The sequence below is a fragment of the Streptomyces sp. NPDC006643 genome (assembly GCF_042870175.1).
In the GTDB taxonomy this organism is placed as follows: Bacteria; Actinomycetota; Actinomycetes; order Streptomycetales; family Streptomycetaceae; genus Streptomyces.
In genome coordinates, this window is sequence record NZ_JBIAHA010000038.1 from 29269 (window position 1) to 50258 (window position 20990).

A 20990-nucleotide genomic window follows, 5' to 3' on the forward strand; every position below is an offset into this window, starting at 1 on the left:
AGTCCTCCTCAACAGGAGCAGTCAGCCGTGAGAATCGCAGTCACCGGCTCCATCGCCACTGACCACCTCATGACCTTCCCCGGTCGCTTCGCCGACCAGTTGGTCGGGGACCAGCTGCACACGGTCTCGCTTTCCTTCCTCGTCGACAACCTCGATGTGCGCCGGGGCGGTGTCGGCGCCAACATCTGCTTCGGCATGGGCCAGCTCGGCACCGCGCCGATCCTCGTCGGCGCCGTCGGCCCCGACTTCGAGGAGTACCGCGCCTGGCTCGACCGCCACGGCGTCGACACCGCGTCCGTCCGGGTCTCCGAGGTGCTGCACACCGCGCGCTTCGTCTGTACGACGGACGTCGACCACAACCAGATCGGCTCCTTCTACACCGGCGCCATGAGCGAGGCCCGGCAGATCGAACTGAAGTCGGTCGCCGACCGGGTCGGCGGGCTCGACCTGGTCCTGATCGGCGCCGACGACCCGGAGGCGATGCTCCGCCACACCGAGGAGTGCCGCACCAGGTCCATCCCCTTCGCCGCGGACTTCTCGCAGCAGATCGCGCGGATGGACGGCGAGGAGATCAGACTGCTGCTCGACGGTGCGACGTATCTCTTCTCCAACGAGTACGAGAAGGGGCTCATCGAGTCCAAGACCGGCTGGACCGACGCCGAGATCCTCGCCCGGGTCGGCCACCGGGTCACCACGCTCGGCTCGCGCGGCGTGCGGATCGAGCGCGTCGGCGACGACCCGATCGAGGTCGGCTGCGCGGAGGAGACGGCCAAGCTCGACCCGACCGGCGTCGGTGACGCCTTCCGTGCCGGATTCCTCTCCGGTCTCGCGTGGAACGTGGGCCTGGAGCGGGCCGCGCAGGTGGGCTGCATGGTCGCCACCCTGGTCATCGAGACGGTGGGCACCCAGGAGTACACGCTGCGCCGGAACAACTTCATGGACCGCTTCACCAAGGCGTACGGCGACGAGGCCGCGGGCGAGGTCCGTAAGCACCTGGCGTAACGGCCGGCCGGGCGCGTGCCGCTCTCTCGGGAGGCCCTGCGAGAGCGGCACGCGCCCCCGCGCGTGTCGGACCGGCTCAGACGAGCCGGCGCACCAGGTACGCCGTGCCTTGCCGGCCGCCGTACTCGTGGCCGCGCATCTCGCACCAGGCCGGGATGTCCAGAGACGCGGCCTCGTCGTCGGACAGGACGGTCACCGTGCCGCCCACCGGCACGTCCCCGATCACCTTCGCCAGCTCGATCACCGGGATCGGGCACAGCTTGCCGAGCGCGTCCACGACGAGCGAGGGGGCGTCCGCGACACCGGCGGACGCCGCGGGCGTGACGGGCGCGCCCAGCCGCTCCCGTACGCCCGCCACCAGCCCCGGCAGCACCGACAGGAAACGGTCCACCTCGGCCTCGGCCGTGCCGGAGGGCAGCGACACCCGGACATTGCCCTCCGAGAGCACCCCCATGGCCCGCAGCACATGGCTCGGCGTCAGCGTGCCGCTCGTGCACGACGAGCCCGACGACACGGAGAAGTCCGCCTCGTCCAGGGCGTGCAGCAGGGTCTCCCCGTCGACATAGAGACAGGAGAAGGTGACGAGATGGGGGAGCCGGAGCACCGGATCGCCCACCACCTCGACATCGGGGACCAGTTCCGGCACCCGCGCCCGGATCCGGTCCACCAGCGTCCGCAGCCTGGCCGCCTCCTCGGCGGCCTCGGCCCGTACCGCGCGCAGCGACGCCGCGGCGGCCACGATCGCCGGCAGGTTCCCGAAACCGGGCACCCGCCCCGACTCCCGTTCGTCCGACGGGCCTTGGGGCGCGAACCGCACCCCCTTGCGTATGGCGAGAAGCCCCACCCCGGCGGGGCCGCCCCACTTGTGCGCGCTCGCGGCCAGCAGTGACCACGCCCCGTCCACCGGCCCCCACCCCAGCGACTGCGCCGCGTCCACCAGCAGCGGCACCCCGGCCGCCCGGCACGCCTCGGCGACGGCCGCGACCGGCTGCACCGTGCCGACCTCGTGGTTGGCCGACTGGAGGCAGGCGAGCGCCGTGTCGGCGCGCAGGGCCGCCGCGTACGTCTCCGGGGACACCGCCCCCGTACGGTCCACCGGCACCTCCGTCACCGCCTCGCCGTCCCGGTCGGCACCGCGCGTGCGCGCGGCGTGAAGCACCGACGAGTGCTCGACCGCCGAGACCACCACATGGCCACCGACACGCCGGCGGCCCGCCAGCGCCCCGGCCACTCCCGTACGTACCGCGTACGTCCCCGAAGGAGTGAAGACGAGTTCGTCGGGGCGGCAGCCCACCGCCTCCGCCGCGGCCTCGCGCGCGGCGTCCAGCAGCAGCCTCGCCCGCCGCCCCTCCCGGTACAGCCTGGCCGGATCGGCCCAGCCCTCGTCCAGGGCGGCCAGCAGGGCCTGATGTGCGACGGGATGCAGCGGGGCGGAGGACGCGGAGTCGAAGTAGGCCACGACGCCACGCTAGGCCAGCGCGTCGCACACTCGGCGCGGCGGGCCGCCGACCGCCTCTGGAGGGGGCGTCAGAAGTGCCCCGGAGCCGGTCATTCCACCCCTTCGGGGTGTCGTCGGGGTGTCGGACGGCGCGTTGGGCACCCTCCATGCGCGACCCCAAATTGCGTCCAGTAGGGTTTGGTCCGCATAAACATCCAAACCCCTGCCCGCGTCAGGGCCGGCGACCGACCGTGACGGCCGCAGCCGGCCGCGTGGGCGAGACTCTCGGGAAGGCGCTACGTGAGTCCCAACGGCTCCGACCGCTCGTCGCGGCGCCCGATGCGGCGGAAGCTGCCGCAGGTGCTGACTGCGGGCCTGATCCTCGCGACCGCCACCGGTTGCACATACAAGGATTTCCCCCGCCTTGGAATGCCCACACCGGTGACCGAGGAGGCCCCCAGAATCCTCTCCCTCTGGCAGGGCTCGTGGGCGGCAGCGCTCATCACGGGCATCCTGGTGTGGGGGCTGATCGTGTGGAGTGTCATCTTCCACCGGCGCAGCCGCACCAAGGTGGAGGTACCAACACAGACCCGTTACAACATGCCCATCGAGGCCCTGTACACGGTTGTTCCGCTCATCATCGTGTCGGTGCTGTTCTACTTCACCGCACGTGACGAGTCGAAGCTCCTCTCCCTGGAGGACAAGCCCGCCCACACCATCAACGTGGTCGGCTACCAGTGGAGCTGGGGCTTCAACTACGTCGAGAACGTGGACGGCGAGTCGTCCACCGGCGACGAGGTCCCGAAGGAACTCGGCGACATCCCCCAGAAGTTCCAGGACGACTTCCCGGCCGGTGCCGAAGGCGTCTACGACGCCGGAATCCCGGGCACGCGCAATCCCCAGAACGGCAACCCGGGTCCGACCCTGTGGCTGCCCAAGGGGGAGAAGGTCCGGTTCGTCCTCACCTCGCGTGATGTCATCCACTCCTTCTGGGTCGTGCCGTTCCTGATGAAGCAGGACGTCATCCCGGGCCACACCAACGCCTTCGAGGTGACTCCCAACCGGGAGGGCACCTTCATGGGCAAGTGCGCCGAGCTGTGCGGTGTCGACCACTCCCGGATGCTCTTCAACGTCAAGGTCGTCTCCCCGGAGCGCTACCAGCAGCACTTGAAGGAGCTGGCCGACAAGGGGCAGACCGGCTACATCCCGTCGGGCATCGAGCTGACGGACCCGGCCAGGAATGCGGAGAAGAAACAACTGTGAGCATCCTCAACGAACCCAAGGGTGCCGCCGCAGCAGCTGACGACTCGTACGAGAACGAGCTGCCGGTACGGCGCAAGCAGCCCGGCGCGGTTGTCGTGAAGTGGCTGACCACCACCGATCACAAGACGATCGGTACGCTCTACCTGGTCACGTCGTTCGTCTTCTTCTGCATCGGTGGTGTGCTCGCGCTGTTCATGCGCGCCGAGCTTGCCCGTCCCGGCACGCAGATCATGTCGAACGAGCAGTTCAACCAGGCGTTCACGATGCACGGCACGATCATGCTGCTGATGTTCGCGACGCCGCTGTTCGCCGGTTTCGCGAACTGGATCATGCCGCTCCAGATCGGCGCGCCCGATGTGGCGTTCCCGCGGCTGAACATGTTCGCCTACTGGCTCTACCTGTTCGGCTCGATCATCGCGGTGGCCGGTTTCGTCACTCCGCAAGGCGCGGCGGACTTCGGCTGGTTCGCGTACTCCCCGCTGTCGGACGCGGTCCGTTCACCGGGCGTCGGCGCCGACCTGTGGATCATGGGTCTGGCGTTCTCCGGCTTCGGCACGATCCTCGGCTCGGTCAACTTCATCACCACGATCATCTGCATGCGCGCGCCCGGCATGACGATGTTCCGGATGCCGATCTTCTGCTGGAACGTGCTGCTGACCGGTGTGCTGGTCCTGCTCGCCTTCCCGGTGCTGGCCGCCGCGCTCTTCGCCCTGGAGGCCGACCGGAAATTCGGTGCGCACATCTTCGACGCGTCCAACGGTGGCGCGTTGCTGTGGCAGCACCTGTTCTGGTTCTTCGGGCATCCAGAGGTGTACATCATCGCTCTGCCGTTCTTCGGCATCGTCTCCGAGATCATCCCGGTGTTCAGCCGAAAGCCCATGTTCGGCTACATCGGTCTGGTCGGCGCGACGATCGCCATCGCCGGTCTCTCGGTGACGGTGTGGGCGCACCACATGTATGTGACGGGCGGCGTGCTGTTGCCGTTCTTCTCGTTCATGACATTCCTGATCGCGGTGCCGACCGGAGTGAAGTTCTTCAACTGGATCGGCACGATGTGGAAAGGCTCGCTGTCCTTCGAGACACCGATGCTCTGGACCATCGGCTTCCTGGTCACCTTCACCTTCGGTGGTCTGACGGGCGTCATCCTGGCCTCGCCGCCGATGGACTTCCATGTCTCGGACTCGTACTTCGTCGTCGCGCACTTCCACTACGTCGTCTTCGGCACGGTGGTGTTCGCGATGTTCGCCGGCTTCCATTTCTGGTGGCCGAAGATGACGGGCAAGATGCTGGACGAACGGCTCGGGAAGATCACCTTCTGGACGCTGTTCATCGGTTTCCACGGCACGTTCCTGGTGCAGCACTGGCTGGGCGCGGAAGGTATGCCACGGCGTTACGCGGACTATCTGGCCGCCGACGGATTCACCGCGCTGAACACCATCTCCACGATCAGCTCGTTCCTGCTCGGCATGTCGGTCCTGCCGTTCTTCTACAACGTCTGGAAGACCGCCAAGTACGGGAAGAAGGTCGAGGTGGACGACCCGTGGGGCTACGGCCGGTCACTCGAATGGGCGACCTCTTGCCCGCCGCCCCGGCACAACTTCCTCACGCTGCCCCGTATCCGCTCCGAATCCCCGGCGTTCGACCTGCACCACCCGGAGATCGCGGCGCTCGAACACCTTGAGAACGACGGACAGAAGGACGCCGCTCTGCTCGGTGGCAAGGAGGTCGGCAAGTGAAGGTCCAAGGCTGGATGTTCCTCTGGCTGAGCCTCTTCATCCTGGTGGTCGCCGGTGTCTACGGCGTCTGGTCGAAGGAGCCCGTCGGCACCACCGCGCTCTTCCTGGCGTTCGGTCTGAGCCTCATGATCGGCTTCTACCTGGCCTTCACGGCCCGGCGGGTCGACGCGATGGCGCAGGACAACAAGGAGGCCGACGTCGCGGACGAGGCCGGCGAGGTGGGGTTCTTCTCCCCGCACAGCTGGCAGCCGCTCTCGCTGGCCATCGGCGGCGCGCTCGCGTTCCTCTCCATCGCCATCGGCTGGTGGCTGCTGTTCTTCTCCTTCCCGATCCTCCTGATCGGCCTGTGGGGCTGGGTCTTCGAGTACTACAGCGGAGAGAGCCAGAACCAGTAGCCGAAACGGCGGCGCGGAGCCGCCGACGAGGCCAAGGGCCCGGATCCCCCTCACCCCTGAGGAGGATCCGGGCCCCTCGTTTGCAGTCACACAGCGCGCCGTAACCGGACATTCTTCATAACGTGTGCATATGAACCACACGCCGCGCTTTCGCACCGTTCTCGGCTGCACTCTGCTGGTCCTGTCCCTCGGGGCGGTAGCGACCGGCTGTGGCGGCCCGGACGGTCACCCGCTGTCGGGCAAGCCCTACGACGCCGCCGACCAGGTCTCCCTCAACGCGCCCAAGGGCGACGCCAAGGCGAACCCCGACAAGCCTCTGGAAGTCGTCGCCAAGGGCGGCGACGCACGGATCACCGATGTCACCGTCACCGACGGCGCCGGCCACCACCTGGCGGGCGAACTGGCCGCCGACGGCGCCCGCTGGCGCTCCACGGCCCCGATGGCCGCCGGTGCCCGCTACACCGTCAAGGTCGCCATGGAGGACGAGGACGGCGCTCCCGGCAGCCGTACGCTCGACTTCGAGACGTCCCCGGTGAAGCGCAACCTCTCCGTCACGTTCGGCCCCAAGGCGGGCAAGTACGGCGTCGGGCAGCCCATCACGGCGGAGCTGAGCGCGCCGGTCAAGGACCGGGAGGCCAGGGCCGTCGTCGAACGGGGGCTGAAGGTCCGCTCCAGCCCCGCCGCGGAAGGCTCCTGGCACTGGGTCGACGACAAGAAGCTGCACTTCCGGCCCAGGGAGTACTGGCCCGCGAACGCGTCCGTCAGCGTCACCAGCACCCTCGACGGCATCAAGGTCGGGAACAAGCTGTACGGCGGCCCGGTGAAGCCCCTGAAGATCACCACCGGCGACCGGCTCGAAGCCATCGCCGACGCCGGCACGCACCACATGACGGTGCTGCGCAACGGCGAGGTCATCAGCACGATCCCGGTGACCACCGGCAAGCCCGGCTTCTCGACCCGTAACGGCACCAAGGTCATCCTGGAGAAGCAGCAGTTCGTACGGATGCGCGGCACCAGCGTCGGCATCGCGGCGGGCAGCAGCGAGTCGTACGACCTGCCCGTCTACTGGGCGACGCGGGTCACCTGGAGCGGTGAGTACGTGCACGCCGCCCCGTGGTCCGTCGGCTCGCAGGGGTCGGCGAACGTCAGCCACGGCTGTGTCGGCATGTCCACGGACAACGCCGAGTGGTTCTTCGAGACCGTCCGCGAGGGCGACATCGTCAAGGTCGTCAACAGCGGCGGCGAGGACATGGACCCGTTCGGGAACGGCTTCGGCGACTGGAACCTGGACTGGGCCAAGTGGCGCCAGGGCAGCGCCCTCGTCGGTCCCACGAAGGACGGCGGCGGCCAGGTCGAGGCCGCCCGGCTCCGCCCGCAGGTCTGACGCGGGCGGCGGAGCCGGACCGGTGGAGCCGTCAGGCCTCCACGGCGAGCCTGGTGCGCAGCAGCGCGGCCAGCGCCTCCGGGAAGCCCACCGGCTCCACCGGCAGCGTCACAGCGGCCTCGGCGCGGCTCCAGGTGGCCAGCCAGGCGTCCTGCGGGCGGCCCATCAGCAGCAGTACGGGCGGGGAGTTGAAGATCTCGTCCTTGATCTGCCGGCACAGACCCATCCCGCCGATGGGGGTGGCCTCGCCGTCGAAGACACAGGCGTCCACGCCGCCCTTGTCGAGCACCTTCAGCACGGCGTGCATCGTCGCGCACTCGATGTACTCGACCGGGGGCAGGTCGGCGGCCGGCCGGCGGCCCGCGGCCGTGCGCACCTGCTCGCGGGTGTTCGCGTTGTCGCTGTAGACCAGGACCGTGGCGGTCGGCTGCATTGTTCCTCCGTGACATCCGTCGTGACATCCGCACATCCGCGTCTGCGAGGGCTTCAGAGCTTCAGCGCCGAGACCCGCTGCGCGGATGCTACTCCGTCGGACACCATGTCAGCACGGGTCCGGGCCCTGTCGCGATGGGCCGTTCGGTCCTCGCTCGCATCCCGTCCGAAGTGGCTGACACTCCGAAGGGCACCCCCGGGAGTGAGGGCGGGATAAGCGACCGACATAATGTCGGTCGTGGCGACAGCAACGACAGTAGAAACCGGGCACGCGCACCCGACGGTCAATCGGCCGAACCTCACCAGTGTCGGAACGATCATCTGGTTGAGTTCCGAGCTGATGTTCTTCGCGGCCCTCTTCGCGATGTACTTCACCCTGCGGTCGGTGACAGGGGAGGCGTTCTGGTCGGAGAAGGCCGATTCGCTGAACATCCCGTTCTCGGCGGTGAACACCACGATCCTGGTGCTCTCCTCACTCACCTGTCAGCTCGGCGTCTTCGCCGCCGAGCGGGGCGACGTGAAGAAGCTCCGCTCGTGGTTCGTGATCACGTTCGTGATGGGTGCGGTCTTCATCGGCGGTCAGATCTTCGAGTACACGGAGCTCGTCAAGCACGAGGGCCTCTCGCTCTCGTCGGACGCCTATGGCTCCGCGTTCTATCTGACCACCGGCTTCCATGGTCTGCACGTGACAGGCGGTCTGATCGCCTTCCTGCTGGTTCTCGGCAGAACGTACGCGGCCAAGAGGTTCACCCATGAACAGGCAACCGCCGCCATCGTCGTGTCCTATTACTGGCACTTCGTCGATGTCGTCTGGATCGGCCTCTTCGCCACGATCTACCTGATCAAGTAGCGGGCCACAGCGCCCGACGCGCCCTCGCACACCGCCCAGAAACACCGACGCAGAAGATCCTGACACCGGGGTAATCCGTGAAAAAGCTCTCCGCACGACGACGCCATCCGTTGGCGGCGGTCGTCGTCCTACTCCTCGCGCTGGCGGCCACCGGGGGGCTGTACGCCGCGTTCGCGCCCGCGGGCAAGGCACAGGCAGACGACACCGCCCAGTCCCTCGCCATCGACGAGGGCAAGAAGCTGTACGCCGTGGGCTGCGCGAGCTGCCACGGCGTCGGCGGTCAGGGCACGACCGACGGCCCGTCGCTGACCGGCGTCGGCGCCGCCGCCGTGGACTTCCAGGTCGGCACCGGCCGGATGCCGGCGCAGCAGCCCGGCCCGCAGGTACCCAAGAAAAAGGTCATCTACGACCAGAAGGAGATCGACCAACTCGCGGCGTACGTCGCCTCGCTCGGCCCCGGGCCCTCGGTCCCGACCGCCGACCAGGTCAACCCGGAAGGCGCCGACGCGGCCAAGGGCGGCGAACTGTTCCGCTCCAACTGCGCCCAGTGCCACAACTTCGGTGGTGAGGGTGGCGCTCTGACGAACGGCAAGTACGCCCCGGGTCTTGAGGGAGTCACTCCCAAGCACCTGTACGAGGCGATGCTGACCGGTCCGCAGAACATGCCCTCGTTCCCCGACTCGACGATGCCCGAGCAGCAGAAGCAGGACATCATCAAGTACATCGAGTCCGTGAACAGCAGCGAGTCGGCCAACCCCGGCGGGTTCAAGCTCGGTGGTATCGGGCCCGTCAGTGAGGGTCTGTTCTCCTGGATCATCGGTCTGGGCGCGCTGGTCGCCGTTGCCGTCTGGGTTGCGGCGCACACCGCGAAGGCCAGGAAGTCATGAGTAGCAACCGGATTTCAGACGAGAACCTGCCGGCTGAGCAGGAATCCACGCACGCCGAGATCGAGCGTGCGGACGACCCGTTCGCCAACCCCGGGATGCCGGCCCACCGGCCGCGTATCCAGGACATCGACGAGCGGGCGGCCAAGCGCTCCGAGCGCGCGGTGGCGGCGATGTTCACGCTGTCGATGCTGGCCACGATCGGCTTCATCGCCTCGTTCGTCGCCTTCCCCGTCGAGAAGATCGTGTACATCTGGCCGTTCGGTCATGTGAGCGCGCTCAACTTCTCGCTGGGGCTCACCCTCGGAGTCGCCCTCTTCGCCATCGGCGCGGGCGCGATCCACTGGGCGCGCACCCTGATGAGCGACGTGGAGATCATCCAGGAGCGGCACCCGATCGAGGCGACCCCCGAGGTCGCCGCGCAGGCCAAGAAGGACTTCCTCCTCGGTTCGGCGGAGTCCGGGTTCGGGAGGCGCAAGCTGATCCGCAACACCATGTTCGGCGCGCTGGCCATGGTGCCGCTCTCCGGTGTGGTCCTGCTGCGTGACCTCGGCCCGCTGCCGGAGGACAAGCTGCGCAAGACGTTCTGGAAGAAGGGCTTGATGCTCATCAACCAGAACACCAACGAACCGCTGCGTCCCGAGGACGTCACGGTGGGGTCGCTGACGTTCGCCCAGCCCGAGGGACTGGACGACCACAACCCGGACTTCAACAATGAGATCGCCAAGGCGGCTCTCATGATCGTCCGTATTCAGCCGGCCGACATCAAGGACAAGCGCGAACTTGAGTGGTCGCACGAGGGCATCGTGGCGTACTCCAAGATCTGCACCCATGTCGGCTGCCCGATCAGCCTGTACGAGCAGCAGACCCACCACGTGCTCTGCCCGTGCCACCAGTCCACCTTCGACCTCTCCGACGGCGCCCGTGTCATCTTCGGCCCCGCCGGTCACGCCCTTCCGCAGCTGCGGATCGGTGTGAACGGTGAGGGTTACCTCGAAGCGCTCGGCGACTTCGACGAGCCCGTCGGTCCTTCCTTCTGGGAGCGCGGATGAGTACTGCGTCTGACGAAAAGACCCGCCAGGCACCCGCGGGAGAGCGTGTCGCCGACTGGGCGGACGGTCGTCTCGGGATCTACGGCGCGGCCAAGGGCATGGTGCGCAAGGTCTTTCCGGACCACTGGTCGTTCATGCTGGGCGAGATCGCCCTGTGGAGCTTCGTCGTCATCATCCTCACGGGTGTGTATCTGACGCTGTTCTTCCACCCGAGCATGAACGAGGTCGTGTACGACGGCAGTTACGTGCCGATGCAGGGCGTCCGGATGACCGAGGCGTACGCCTCGACGCTGGACATCAGCTTCGACGTACGCGGCGGTCTGCTGATCCGGCAGATCCACCACTGGGCCGCGCTGATCTTCGTGGCCGCGATGTTCGTGCACATGATGCGCGTCTTCTTCACCGGCGCGTTCCGCAAGCCGCGCGAGATCAACTGGGTCTTCGGCTTCCTGCTGTTCGTGCTCGCGTTGTTCACCGGACTCACCGGTTACTCGCTGCCGGACGACCTGCTGTCGGGCACCGGTGTCCGCTTCGCGCAGGGCGCCATCCTGTCGACGCCGATCGTCGGCACGTACATCTCGATGTTCCTGTTCGGCGGGGAGTTCCCGGGCCACGACATCGTGGCGCGGTTCTACTCGATCCACATCCTGCTGCTGCCGGGCATCATGCTCGGGCTCGTGGTGGCCCACCTGATCCTGGTCTTCTACCACAAGCACACGCAGTTCGCGGGTCCCGGCAAGACCAACAACAACGTCGTGGGCGCCCCGTTCCTGCCGATCTACATGGCCAAGGCGGGCGGCTTCTTCTTCCTGGTCTTCGGTGTCATCGCGATCATCTCCGCGATCGCCACGATCAACCCGGTGTGGGCCATCGGCCCGTACCGGCCGGACCAGGTCTCCACCGGAGCCCAGCCGGACTGGTATCTGGGCTTCTCCGAGGGCCTGATCCGGGTGATGCCGGGCTGGGAGATCAACGTCTGGGGTCATACGTTCATCCTGGGCGTGTTCATCCCGCTGATGATCTTCCCGTTGGTGCTGGTGGTCCTCGCGGTCTACCCGTTCATCGAATCCTGGGTCACCGGCGACAAGCGCGAGCACCACATCCTGGACCGGCCGCGCAACGTGCCGACCAGGACGGCCTTCGGTGTGGCATGGCTGACCCTGTACTTCATCCTGCTCATCGGCGGCGGGAACGACATCTGGGCCACCCACTTCCATCTGTCGATCAACACGATCACCTGGTTCATCAGGATCGCGTTCTTCGTCGGGCCGGTGGTCGCGTTCGTCATCACCAAGCGGATCTGTCTGGGACTTCAGCGCCGCGACGCCGAGAAGGTGCTGCACGGACGCGAGTCCGGTGTCATCAAGCGGCTGCCGCACGGTGAGTTCGTCGAGGTCCACCAGCCCCTGGACCAGGACGCGCTGCACACGCTCACCGCGCACGAGCAGTACAAGCCGGCCGAACTCGGCCCGACGGTCGACGAGAACGGTGTCGAGCGCAAGGCGTCCCCGGTGCAGAAGCTGCGGGTCAAGCTGAGCAAGGGCTACTACGGCGAGGGGAACCAGATCCCCAAGCCGACCGCCGAGGAGTACAAGGAGATCACGAGCGGCCACGGCCACCACTGATCGTCCGACGTACGAGGGCCCCGGCCCGGTTTCCCTTCGGGGGACCGGCCGGGGCCCTCGTACGTCCTGACGTCCCGCTGACGTCCCGCTGTCATGCTGTCCGCAGTTCGGGCACCGGGCCTTGGATCGCGGTCGGCGCCGATAGGCTGACGCCTGGCAGCACGGGCCAGCAGGCCGTGCACCCGTCCACAGACCCCAGGAGCGAGCATGAGCAGCGCTGTTGCACCGGCCGGAGGCGACACCCTGGCGGATCGTTCCTGGCCGGGTGTACTGAACTCGCTGCTGCGCGGCCAGGATCTCGACGCCGGTGCCACCGCCTGGGCCATGGACCGCATCATGAGCGGCGAGGCCACCGACGTGCAGATCGCGGGCTTCGCCGTCGCGCTGCGCGCCAAGGGCGAGACCGTGGACGAGGTCACGGGACTCGTCCGTGCCATGTACGAGCACGCCAGGACCATCGAGGTGCCCGGCGCCACGGTCGACATCGTCGGCACCGGCGGCGACCTCGCCAAGACCGTCAACATCTCCACGATGGCCGCGATCGTGGTGGCCGGGGCGGGCGGCAAGGTCGTCAAGCACGGCAGCCGGGCGTCGTCGTCCGCGAGCGGCGCGTCCGACGTGCTGGAGAAGCTCGGCGTCAATCTGGAGCTGACACCGCAGCGGGTCGTGGAGGTCGCCGAGGAGGCGGGCATCACCTTCTGCTTCGCGGTGAAGTTCCACCCGGCGCTGCGGTACGCGGCCAAGGCCCGCAAGGAGCTGGGCGCGCAGACCACGTTCAACATCCTGGGACCGCTCACCAACCCGGCGCGGGTCCGCTCCCAGGCGGTCGGTGTGGCGGACGTCCGGATGGCGCCGATCGTGGCCGGGGTGCTCGCCGAGCGGGGCAACTCCTCGCTCGTCTTCCGCGGTGACGACGGTCTGGACGAGCTGACCACGACCGCCACCTCACACGTATGGGTGGTTCGGGACGGCAAGGTCACGGAGCAGGCCTTCGACCCCAGGGACATCGGCCTGGAGCTGGTCCCGGTCGAGGCCCTGCGGGGCGCGGACGCGTCGTACAACGCGGATGTCGCGCGCCGTCTGCTGGCCGGCGAGACCGGCCCCGTACGGGACGCGGTCCTGCTGAACGCGGCGGCGGCGCTGGTCACGCTGGAACCGGCCGAGGGCTCGCTGAACGACCAGCTCGCGGCGGGGCTGGCGCGGGCGGCGGAGGCGGTGGACTCGGGCGCGGCGAAGCGGACGCTGGAGCGCTGGGTGGCCGCGAGCAACGCGTAGCGCCGCGACGACGACGGGCACGGCCCGCGACCCGGGCGGCCCGGCCGGTGTCCCGTATCGCGGACGCGGGCTGGGCCGCCCGGCAGCGGTGCGGTAATCTCCCCCCAGGTCATGAGTGACAGCGACTACGGCCCCGGCCCGCTGTCCGGCAACCCTCCGTCCGTGGCGGGGTGCCCCGGGTGAAGACCAGGCCGTAGGCAGCGAGGTCTGCGGCAAGCGCGGACCCCTGGACATCGTTCGGATGTCGTCATCCCTGGGGTCCTGGTCCTCAAGGGAGCAGTCTCGTGAGCAAGCGAATGCGATAGGGCCCAGGACGCGTCCGCGACGTCGCGTCCGGCCCACGACGCCACAACGCACGTGTGCTCGCCCCCGTGGCCCTTCGGGCCCGGGAAGCGGCCCCTCGTCGTCAGCCGCCCGAGTGACTCCGGGCCGTCGACAACGCCGGTGTCCGCCTCACGAGCACACGCGCCGGCCGCCGTGAGCCCCGCCCCCTCCGGGCGGACGACGCACTTCGCGGAAACGCCCTGGGGCCGGTCACCGAAGTCCCGTCCCCCCGCCCCCCTGGGCGCGGGAGGTCACTTCGCGGGCCGGCCCGAGCCCCGGCCCCGGCACATGTCGTGCCGGAGCCACCGGGCCCGCCCTCTTCAGTGAGCGCCATCCCCGCGGTCCCTCCCGCGCCGTCACGGCCCACACGGCCACGACGACGCGTCCGGCCGACGGGTCCTGATGCCGATTCCGCCTCGTCCTGCCGGGAGATACCGCCATGTCCGCACCCATCGACGCCCTCACCCACACCACCGCCGACCAGCCGCTGCCCGTCCTCGGACGTGATGTGACCGTGCCCCTGGTCACCGGCGGCGAAGTCACCTACGCCGCCCTCGACTACGCGGCCAGCGCCCCCGCCCTCCAGCGGGTCTGGGACGACGTCGCCGCCTACGCCCCGTACTACGGCAGCGTCCACCGCGGCGCCGGGTATCTCTCGCAGCTGTCCACGGACCTCTTCGAGAACAGCCGCCGCACCGTCGCCGACTTCCTCGGCTGTCGCGAGGACGACCAGGTCGTCTTCACCCGCTCCACCACCGACTCGCTCAACCTGCTGGCCGCCGTACTGCCCGCCGGCTGCGAGGTGTTCGTCTTCGAGACCGAGCACCACGCGTCGCTGCTGCCGTGGCGCGACGCCCGCGTCAGCTGTCTGAACGCGCCCCGCACCCCCGGCGAGGCCGTCGCCACACTGGAGCGGGCGCTGGCCGGACGTGACCCGAAGGGCCCCGCCCTGGTGTGCGTCACCGGCGCCTCCAACGTCACCGGCGAGCTGTGGCCCGTGCGCGAACTGGCCGCCGTGGCGCACGCCCACGGCGCGCGGGTCGTCCTCGACGCCGCGCAGCTCGCCCCGCACCACCCGGTGGACATCGCGGAGCTGGACGTGGACTGGGTGGCCTTCTCCGGGCACAAGCTTTACGCGCCGTTCGGCTCCGGTGTGCTCGCGGGCCGCGCCGACTGGCTGCGGGAGTCGGAGCCGTATCTCGCCGGTGGTGGCGCCAGCCGCAAGGTCGCGCGCCGCGACGACGGCGGGGTGGACGTCGAGTGGCACACCACCGCGGCCCGGCACGAGGCCGGTTCGCCGAACGTCATCGGGGTGTACGCGATCGCCTCCGCCTGCAAGGCCCTGACCGAGGCGGGCTTCGACCGACTCGTGGCCCGGGAGCGGGAGCTGGTGGCCCGGGTGCGCGAGGGCCTCGCGGAGGTGCCCGAGGTGCGGGTGCTCTCGCTCTTCGGTGACGACGCCCCCCGGGTGGGCGTCATCTCCTTCGTCGTCGACGGCTGGAACAGCTCGCACTTCGCCGCCGCGCTCTCGGCGGAGTACGGCATCGGCGTCCGGGACGGGCTCTTCTGCGCCCACCCGCTGGTGCGGACCCTGCTGGGCGGGGACGCCGGGGACCCGGGGGAGTGCGGCGCGCCGGACGCCGGCCCCGGTGAGAAGTCGCTCAACGCGATCCGGGTCAGCTTCGGGGCCGGCACGCCGGACGAGCACATCGAGCGGTTCACCGGCGCCGTGCGGGAACTCGTCCGGGACGGCGCGCGCTGGAACTACCGCACCGAGGACGGCCGTTGCGTCCCCGACCGCGGCTGACGAAGGACGCTCAGGCGTCGAGGCCGATCGCGAACGCCGCTTCCAGGTCGTGCTGGGAGTAGGTACGGAACGCCACATGGGTGTCCGTGGCCTCGACGCCCGGGATCTTGCTGATACTGCCCGGGATGACGTCCGCCAGATCGTCGTGCCTGGCGACCCGCACCATGGCGATCAGATCGTAGGTGCCGGTGACGGAGAAGACCTCGCTGACGCTTTCCAGCCCCGCGATGGACTCGGCGATCTCGGGGATCCGGTCGACGCTGGTCTTGATGAGCACGATCGCGGTGATCACGGTTGACGTTCTCCCTCGGGGGCCACGAGACGGGGCTTCACTCTAGCCGTACGCCGGAAGAGCCCCCAGGCGGCGACGAAGCCGAGCGCGAAGCCCACCAGATGCGCCAGATACGCGACGCCGGGGCCCGGCTCGGCGTTCCGGGCCGCCAGCCACTGGAGGGCGAACCAGAAGATCAGGACGATCCAGGCGGGGAAGCGCAGCGGCAGGAAGAAAAGGAACGGGAAGAGGCTGGTGACGCGCGCGCGGGGGAAGAGACAGAGGAAGGCGCCGAGCACACCGGAGATCGCCCCCGACGCCCCCACCAGGGTCTGGTCGGAGTCAGCGTTCGCCACCGCGTACGCGAGCAGGGCGAGATATCCGCACACGAGATAGAAGAGAGTGAACCGCACTCGTCCCATCCGCTCCTCGGCCATCGCCCCGAAGACGTAGAGGAAGAGCAGATTGCCGAGGAGATGGAGCCAACTGCCGTGGACGAAGAGCGCGGTGAGCGGGGTGAGCAGGGCGTGGGATTCGCCGCTCGTCAGCTGGTCGGGGATCACCCCCCAGCGTTCGAAGTACGCGCTCTGCGCGGCGAGCAGGGCGTCGCCCGTGCCGTACGCGGGATTGAACCCCGAGAGCGGACCGGTCAGGAAGGCCAGGGCACACAGGCCGATCAGACCGTAGGTCACCACCGGTGCTCCGGCCGCCGCGCGCCAATTGATCATCCAAGGATCATCCCGTACGCGGACAGACAGGTACAGACCGCCTCGCCGCGACACGGGGTACGCGCGAGGCCGTAGGGTTACGGCGCGTACTTCCGACTTCAGGACTCCAGGGCTCGACGAAAGAGGACGCACGATGACGACGGTTCCCTTGCCGACGGATGCCACCCGGTGGCGCTGCACGCTGTGCGGCAATCTCACCAGGTTCGACGTGACGCGCTCCTCCAAGGTGGTGGAGTACGTCCATCTGGACCTGGCCGGGCAGTCGAAGGTCGAGGAGCGTGACGTGGTCAGTGAGACCATCGAGTCCGTCCGCTGCCGCTGGTGCAACGCGGTGGATCAGATCGAGCTGGTTGACAGGCCGGGCGCCGGTTCCTGAGGGAGCCGCCCGAAAGGGTAGTGGGGTGACGGATCGTGGAGCAGCCCGCAAGTGGCGCTGAGCCGGCCGGTGCGGCCGGCGGCGACGCCGAGGCGCTCGACAGGCCGCTGCCCGAGGGAGTGCGGCGCCGGGTCGTGGCGCTGGTCTCGGATGCCTTCGGCGGTCTGACCGTCACCGAACTGCCCGCCCAATTGCGACAGTACGCGCGCTTCACACCGAGCCGGCGCGCCCGGTTCGCGGGCAACGCGATGGCCGCCGCCCTGGAGAGCGATCCGGTGTTCCGCCAGCGGATCGGTGAGCGGTTCGGCCAGGCGGATCCCGAGCTGGCCGCAGCCGTCGAGACCGGCTCGCCGCCCCCGGCCGCCGACCCCGTCGACGTGGCGGCGGCGGCCTACGTCCTGCGCCCGGTCGGCTGGGTGAAGCTGGTGGCCGCCGCGGGCGAGGAGGTCCAGCGCGCCGACGCCGAGCGCGCGGACGAGGAGAACCGCCGTGAGCTGGAGCGGCTGCGCGAGGAGCTGACACAGGCCCGCGCCTCGACGCGCAGTGAGACGGAGCGGCTGCGCACGGAGCTGGACGCCGCCCGTCGGGAGGCCGAGTCCACGCACCGCAAGCTGCGCAGCGCCCTGAGCGATGTGAAGCGCGGTGAGGCCGCCCTGCGCCGTACGGCCGCCGAGATGGAGACGGCCCGCGCGGAGGCGGCGACGGCGCTGTCGGCCGCGGTGAGCGAGTCCCGGCGTCTCAAGGCCCGTCTCGCGGAGGCGGAGTCGGCGGTGGAGGCCGGACGCCGGGCCGCCCGTGAGGGACGCTCGGTGGAGGACATGCGGCTGCGGCTGCTGCTGGACACCGTCCTGGAGTCGGCGCAGGGGCTGCGGCGCGAGCTGGCGCTGCCGCCGGCCGCCGCGCACCCCGCCGATCTGGTCGACGCGGTGGAGCCCGGCCGGATGTCGCCCAAGGACGTCGCGGCCCGCGCGCTGTCCGACATGGATCCCGCGCTGCTGGACCAGTTGCTGGCGCTGCCGCAGGCGCATCTGGTCGTGGACGGCTACAACGTCACCAAGACCGGCTATCCGACGATGCCGCTGGAGAAGCAGCGGCTGCGGCTGCTGGGCGGACTCGCGATGCTCGCGGCGCAGTCCGGCGCGGAGATGACCTGTGTCTTCGACGGGGCCGAACTGGCCGCCCCCGTACTGCTCGCGCCGCCGCGCGGGGTGCGGGTGCTGTTCTCCAAGCCGGGTGTGACGGCGGACGAGTTGATCCGTCAGCTGGTCCGGGCGGAGCCGCCGGGGCGGCCGGTGGTGGTCGTCTCCACCGACCGTGAGGTCGCCGACGGAGTGGCGCGGGCCGGCGCGAGACCCGTCGCGTCCGCCTTGCTGCTGAAGCGGCTTTCGCGCGTCTAGTAACTCCTGTGGCCAATGCGGCATTTGGTCATGCCATGTCGCATCACAGCGTCAATTGTTCATCACTGTCAGTGCGATGTATGTGAAGAAACCACTCCGCGGCGAAATTTTTTCCCTTCAGGATTTGAACTGATCACAGGAAGGTCACTAGGGTCAGGCCTCGAACCTTCGCGCGGTTGATCACCCATCCGGGGTGGCGGCGAAGGAACCGCCGAATTCGTGTAGTTCAGTCCGGTACCGCCGGATTCCCGGCCCCGCCGGGAAAGCTGAGACACATGGAGCCGGGGACCCGCTCCCCACACCCGGTAGGCGGCTCGAGGAAGAAGGAGCTCGCCTTCGTGGCGTCCCACCGTCGTCCCAAGCAGCCGAGCCGCGCCCGCGTGACCGTGCTCTCCGCGACCGCAGCCGCAGCTGTCGCCCTGACGTCCCAGGCCGCGCAGGCCGATCCGAAGCCGACCAAGGAAGACGTCAAGGAAAAGGTCGACAAGCTCTACCACGAGGCCGAGGCCTCGACCGAGGCGCACAGCGGCGCCGAGGAGAAGGAGAAGAAGCTCGAGAAGCAGGTCGAGGCGATGCAGGACAAGGTCGCCCGTGGCCAGGAGGAGCTCAACGAGCTGCGTACCGGCCTCGGTTCGATGGCCAGCGCCCAGTACCGCTCCGGTGGCATCGACCCCGCGCTCCAGCTCTTCCTCTCCGCCGACCCGGACGACTATCTGGACAAGGCCTCCGTGCTCGACCAGATGGGCAGCAAGCAGGTCACCGCGCTGGAGAAGATCCAGGCCAAGCAGCGGACCCTCGCGCAGCAGCGCCAGGAGGCGACCCTCAAGCTGAAGGACCTCTCCGACACGCGTACGGAGCTGGCCAAGAAGAAGAAGGACGTCCAGACCAAGCTCAACGCGGCGAACAAGCTTCTCAACACGCTGACCGCCGAGGAGCGCGCGCAGATCCAGGCCGAGGACGCGGAGCGCGCGGCCCGTGGCAACGAGCGCGTCAACCTCGGTAACGAGAAGGCCTCTTCGGGCATGGCCGCCGCCGCGCTGGCCGCCGCCAAGACCCAGCTGGGCAAGCCGTACATATCCGGTGCCGAGGGTCCCAACTCCTACGACTGCTCCGGGCTGACCCAGTGGGCCTACGCCCAGGCGGGCGTGAGCATCACCAGGACCACCTACACCCAGGTCAACGACGGCACGAAGATCGGCCGCGGCGAACTCGCCCCCGGCGACCTCGTCTTCTTCAGCGGACTGAGCCATGTCGCGCTGTACGTCGGCAACGGCCAGGTCATCCACGCGCCCAAGCCGGGCACCGTGGTGCGGTACGAATCCATGGAGTGGGCCGGCAGCTTCCAGTTCGGCGTCCGCGTCTGACCCTCCGGGGCCGGACACTCCGCACCTGAACGATCCGCACCTGAACAATCCGCGCCGATCCTGACGCGGCCTCCCGCTCACGGACCCGACCGCGACCGCCCGTTCGGGCGAACTCCGGTTACTCCCGCTGACGCACGCCCCGCCGGTGACCTGTGGTCTCCGGCGGGGCATCACTGTCTGTGCCCGGCGCGGTCTTTGGTCACTGAGTGTCCGCACGGTTACTGTCTGCTGCGCCGTAGCTCCCGGCCATGTTTCCGCCCGTCGGGCGGCAGGGGCTGCGCAGTTGCGTCCAGCGGAAGGAAGTGCGGCTTCCTGTGGTGTCCCATCGTCGTTCCTCACACCCCGGCCACAGCCGGGGCACCCGGGTCACGGTCCTGTCCGCCGCGGCGGTCACGGCCGCGACCGCCCTCGCGACGGCGCCGGCGGGCGCGGACCCGAGGGAGACGACCGAGGCGGCCCGCTCGACCGTCGACCGGTTGTACGAGGAGGCCGAGAAGGCCACCGAGCAGTTCAACAAGGCGCACGAGCGGGCCGGTGTGCTGCGCCAGCGGGTGGACCGGGTCCGGGACGGCGCGGCCCGCAGCCAGGAGCGGGTCAACCGCATGCGGGGCGCGCTCGGTTCGATCGCGGGCGCCCAGTACCGCTCCGGCGGGCTCGACCCGGCCCTCGCGCTGCTGCTCTCCTCGGACCCGGACAGCTATCTGGAGCGGGCCGAGGCCCTCGACCGGCTGAGCGACCGCCAGGCGCATGCCCTGCGCGACCTCGGACAGGCCCAGCGCAAGCTCGGCCAGCAGCGCGACGAGGCGACCAGGGACCTCGCCGAACTGGAGCGCAGCCGGGCCGCCGTCGCGCGCCACAAGCGCACCGTCGAGGCGAAGCTCGCCGAGGCACGGCGGCTGCTGAACGCGCTGCCCGACGCCGAGAAGGACGCGGACCGGGCCTCGCGCTCGGGGCGCGACGGCGGCGCGACGGCGCTCTCGGGGGAGGCACCCGCCTCCGCCCGCGCCGCCGCCGCGGCCCGAGCGGCGCGCGGTGTCGTCGGCCTGCCGTACGTGTGGGGCGCCAACGGCCCCTCCGGGTTCGACTGTTCGGGCCTGACGCAGTGGGCGTACGCGCAGGCCGGGGTCGCCCTGCCGCGCACCTCGCAGGCGCAGCGGTACGCGGGACAGCAGGTGCCGCTCTCCCAGGCGAGACCCGGCGACCTGGTCGCGTACCGCGACGACGCCAGCCACATCGGGATGTACATGGGCAACGGCCAGGTGGTGCACGCCCCATACCCCGGCGCATCGGTCCGCTACGACCCGGTGGGCATGATGCCGGTCTCGTCGGTGACCCGCGTATAGGTCCGCCGTCCGCGCGGCGCCCCGTACGATCGGCAGGGTGGCAG

At 69.4% G+C, this 20990-nt stretch carries 19 protein-coding genes and 1 riboswitch; of the genes, 15 read left to right on the plus strand and 4 right to left on the minus strand.

Annotated elements, in window-relative coordinates; genetic code table 11:
* Positions 1-27: 27 nt before the first annotated feature.
* Entirely contained in the window at positions 28-1002 is a 975-nt protein-coding gene (locus tag ACFYNU_RS36335) for a carbohydrate kinase family protein (RefSeq protein WP_356593103.1), read from the plus strand.
* Positions 1003-1078: 76 nt separating this feature from the next.
* On the opposite strand, the gene ACFYNU_RS36340 is transcribed toward ACFYNU_RS36335, so the two are convergent.
* The gene (locus ACFYNU_RS36340; RefSeq protein WP_356593101.1) at positions 1079-2461 is read right to left on the minus strand and encodes an aminotransferase class V-fold PLP-dependent enzyme; all 1383 of its coding nucleotides are present in this window, start codon (positions 2459-2461) and stop codon (positions 1079-1081) included.
* A gap of 279 nt (positions 2462-2740) precedes the next feature.
* On the opposite strand from ACFYNU_RS36340, the gene coxB reads away from it, so the two are divergent.
* From coxB to ACFYNU_RS36360, 4 genes are all read left to right on the plus strand, one after another.
* Complete coding sequence (gene coxB, locus ACFYNU_RS36345) at positions 2741-3703, plus strand: cytochrome c oxidase subunit II (protein WP_356593099.1); 963 nt, start codon at positions 2741-2743, stop codon at positions 3701-3703.
* Positions 3700-5439 (plus strand): cytochrome c oxidase subunit I, encoded by a 1740-nt coding sequence (gene ctaD / locus ACFYNU_RS36350; protein WP_329079760.1) that lies wholly within the window; start codon positions 3700-3702, stop codon positions 5437-5439. Before coxB ends, ctaD begins: the two co-directional genes overlap by 4 nt.
* A complete protein-coding gene (locus ACFYNU_RS36355) occupies positions 5436-5834 on the plus strand; it encodes a cytochrome c oxidase subunit 4 (protein WP_356593097.1) in 399 nt (132 codons plus the stop codon). The genes ctaD and ACFYNU_RS36355 overlap by 4 nt, the downstream gene beginning before the upstream one ends.
* A gap of 130 nt (positions 5835-5964) precedes the next feature.
* A complete protein-coding gene (locus ACFYNU_RS36360) occupies positions 5965-7218 on the plus strand; it encodes an Ig-like domain-containing protein (RefSeq protein ID WP_356593095.1) in 1254 nt (417 codons plus the stop codon).
* Between the two features lie 31 nt (positions 7219-7249).
* On the opposite strand, the gene ACFYNU_RS36365 is transcribed toward ACFYNU_RS36360, so the two are convergent.
* Positions 7250-7651, minus strand: coding sequence for a hypothetical protein (locus tag ACFYNU_RS36365; protein WP_069626983.1), 402 nt, complete (start codon positions 7649-7651; stop codon positions 7250-7252).
* 228 nt (positions 7652-7879) lie between these two features.
* Here ACFYNU_RS36365 and ACFYNU_RS36370 point away from each other — a divergent pair, with 228 nt between their 5' ends.
* The 6 genes from ACFYNU_RS36370 to ACFYNU_RS36395 all read left to right on the plus strand — a co-directional run bounded on the left by ACFYNU_RS36370 (position 7880) and on the right by ACFYNU_RS36395 (position 15467).
* Positions 7880-8500 carry a heme-copper oxidase subunit III gene (locus ACFYNU_RS36370; RefSeq protein ID WP_356593094.1) on the plus strand — a complete coding sequence of 207 codons (621 nt, stop codon included), beginning with the start codon at positions 7880-7882 and terminating at the stop codon, positions 8498-8500.
* A 77-nt stretch (positions 8501-8577) separates the two neighbouring features.
* Positions 8578-9387 carry a c-type cytochrome gene (locus ACFYNU_RS36375; RefSeq protein ID WP_356593092.1) on the plus strand — a complete coding sequence of 270 codons (810 nt, stop codon included), beginning with the start codon at positions 8578-8580 and terminating at the stop codon, positions 9385-9387.
* Positions 9384-10436 carry a Rieske 2Fe-2S domain-containing protein gene (locus tag ACFYNU_RS36380; protein WP_356593090.1) on the plus strand — a complete coding sequence of 351 codons (1053 nt, stop codon included), beginning with the start codon at positions 9384-9386 and terminating at the stop codon, positions 10434-10436. Before ACFYNU_RS36375 ends, ACFYNU_RS36380 begins: the two co-directional genes overlap by 4 nt.
* Positions 10433-12061, plus strand: a complete 1629-nt coding sequence (locus ACFYNU_RS36385; protein WP_356593088.1) for a ubiquinol-cytochrome c reductase cytochrome b subunit — start codon at positions 10433-10435, stop codon at positions 12059-12061. Before ACFYNU_RS36380 ends, ACFYNU_RS36385 begins: the two co-directional genes overlap by 4 nt.
* Positions 12062-12268: 207 nt before the next feature.
* Positions 12269-13336, plus strand: coding sequence for an anthranilate phosphoribosyltransferase (trpD, locus tag ACFYNU_RS36390; protein ID WP_356593086.1), 1068 nt, complete (start codon positions 12269-12271; stop codon positions 13334-13336).
* Positions 13337-13443: 107 nt separating this feature from the next.
* Positions 13444-13561, plus strand: a riboswitch (SAM riboswitch).
* 538 nt (positions 13562-14099) lie between these two features.
* Positions 14100-15467 carry an aminotransferase class V-fold PLP-dependent enzyme gene (locus ACFYNU_RS36395; RefSeq protein ID WP_356593084.1) on the plus strand — a complete coding sequence of 456 codons (1368 nt, stop codon included), beginning with the start codon at positions 14100-14102 and terminating at the stop codon, positions 15465-15467.
* A gap of 10 nt (positions 15468-15477) precedes the next feature.
* On the opposite strand, the gene ACFYNU_RS36400 is transcribed toward ACFYNU_RS36395, so the two are convergent.
* Together ACFYNU_RS36400 and ACFYNU_RS36405 are read right to left on the minus strand one after the other, a co-directional pair.
* Positions 15478-15759: an Lrp/AsnC ligand binding domain-containing protein gene (locus ACFYNU_RS36400; protein WP_354607102.1), complete on the minus strand. Its 282-nt coding sequence runs from the start codon at positions 15757-15759 to the stop codon at positions 15478-15480.
* Positions 15756-16466, minus strand: coding sequence for a rhomboid family intramembrane serine protease (locus ACFYNU_RS36405; protein WP_356593082.1), 711 nt, complete (start codon positions 16464-16466; stop codon positions 15756-15758). The genes ACFYNU_RS36400 and ACFYNU_RS36405 overlap by 4 nt, the downstream gene beginning before the upstream one ends.
* A gap of 133 nt (positions 16467-16599) precedes the next feature.
* Here ACFYNU_RS36405 and ACFYNU_RS36410 point away from each other — a divergent pair, with 133 nt between their 5' ends.
* From ACFYNU_RS36410 to ACFYNU_RS36425, 4 genes are all read left to right on the plus strand, one after another.
* Positions 16600-16842, plus strand: coding sequence for a hypothetical protein (locus ACFYNU_RS36410; protein WP_354607100.1), 243 nt, complete (start codon positions 16600-16602; stop codon positions 16840-16842).
* Between the two features lie 35 nt (positions 16843-16877).
* Positions 16878-18239 (plus strand): NYN domain-containing protein, encoded by a 1362-nt coding sequence (locus ACFYNU_RS36415; protein ID WP_356593080.1) that lies wholly within the window; start codon positions 16878-16880, stop codon positions 18237-18239.
* A 338-nt stretch (positions 18240-18577) separates the two neighbouring features.
* Positions 18578-19603 (plus strand): NlpC/P60 family protein, encoded by a 1026-nt coding sequence (locus tag ACFYNU_RS36420; RefSeq protein WP_356593078.1) that lies wholly within the window; start codon positions 18578-18580, stop codon positions 19601-19603.
* Positions 19604-19917: 314 nt separating this feature from the next.
* Positions 19918-20946, plus strand: a complete 1029-nt coding sequence (locus ACFYNU_RS36425; RefSeq protein ID WP_356593075.1) for an NlpC/P60 family protein — start codon at positions 19918-19920, stop codon at positions 20944-20946.
* The last annotated feature ends 44 nt before the right edge of the window (positions 20947-20990 follow it).

Excerpts from the sequence above, each read along its gene's own strand:
- ACFYNU_RS36380 (WP_356593090.1), top strand. The coding sequence starts at position 9,384 with ATGAGTAGCAACCGGATTTCAGACGAGAACCTGCCGGCTGAGCAGGAA.
- ACFYNU_RS36360 (WP_356593095.1), top strand. The coding sequence starts at position 5,965 with ATGAACCACACGCCGCGCTTTCGCACCGTTCTCGGCTGCACTCTGCTG.
- ACFYNU_RS36410 (WP_354607100.1), top strand. The coding sequence starts at position 16,600 with ATGACGACGGTTCCCTTGCCGACGGATGCCACCCGGTGGCGCTGCACG.
- ACFYNU_RS36385 (WP_356593088.1), top strand. The coding sequence starts at position 10,433 with ATGAGTACTGCGTCTGACGAAAAGACCCGCCAGGCACCCGCGGGAGAG.
- ACFYNU_RS36405 (WP_356593082.1), bottom strand. The coding sequence starts at position 16,466 with ATGATCAATTGGCGCGCGGCGGCCGGAGCACCGGTGGTGACCTACGGT.
- trpD (WP_356593086.1), top strand. The coding sequence starts at position 12,269 with ATGAGCAGCGCTGTTGCACCGGCCGGAGGCGACACCCTGGCGGATCGT.
- ACFYNU_RS36370 (WP_356593094.1), top strand. The coding sequence starts at position 7,880 with ATGTCGGTCGTGGCGACAGCAACGACAGTAGAAACCGGGCACGCGCAC.
- ACFYNU_RS36365 (WP_069626983.1), bottom strand. The coding sequence starts at position 7,651 with ATGCAGCCGACCGCCACGGTCCTGGTCTACAGCGACAACGCGAACACC.
- ACFYNU_RS36395 (WP_356593084.1), top strand. The coding sequence starts at position 14,100 with ATGTCCGCACCCATCGACGCCCTCACCCACACCACCGCCGACCAGCCG.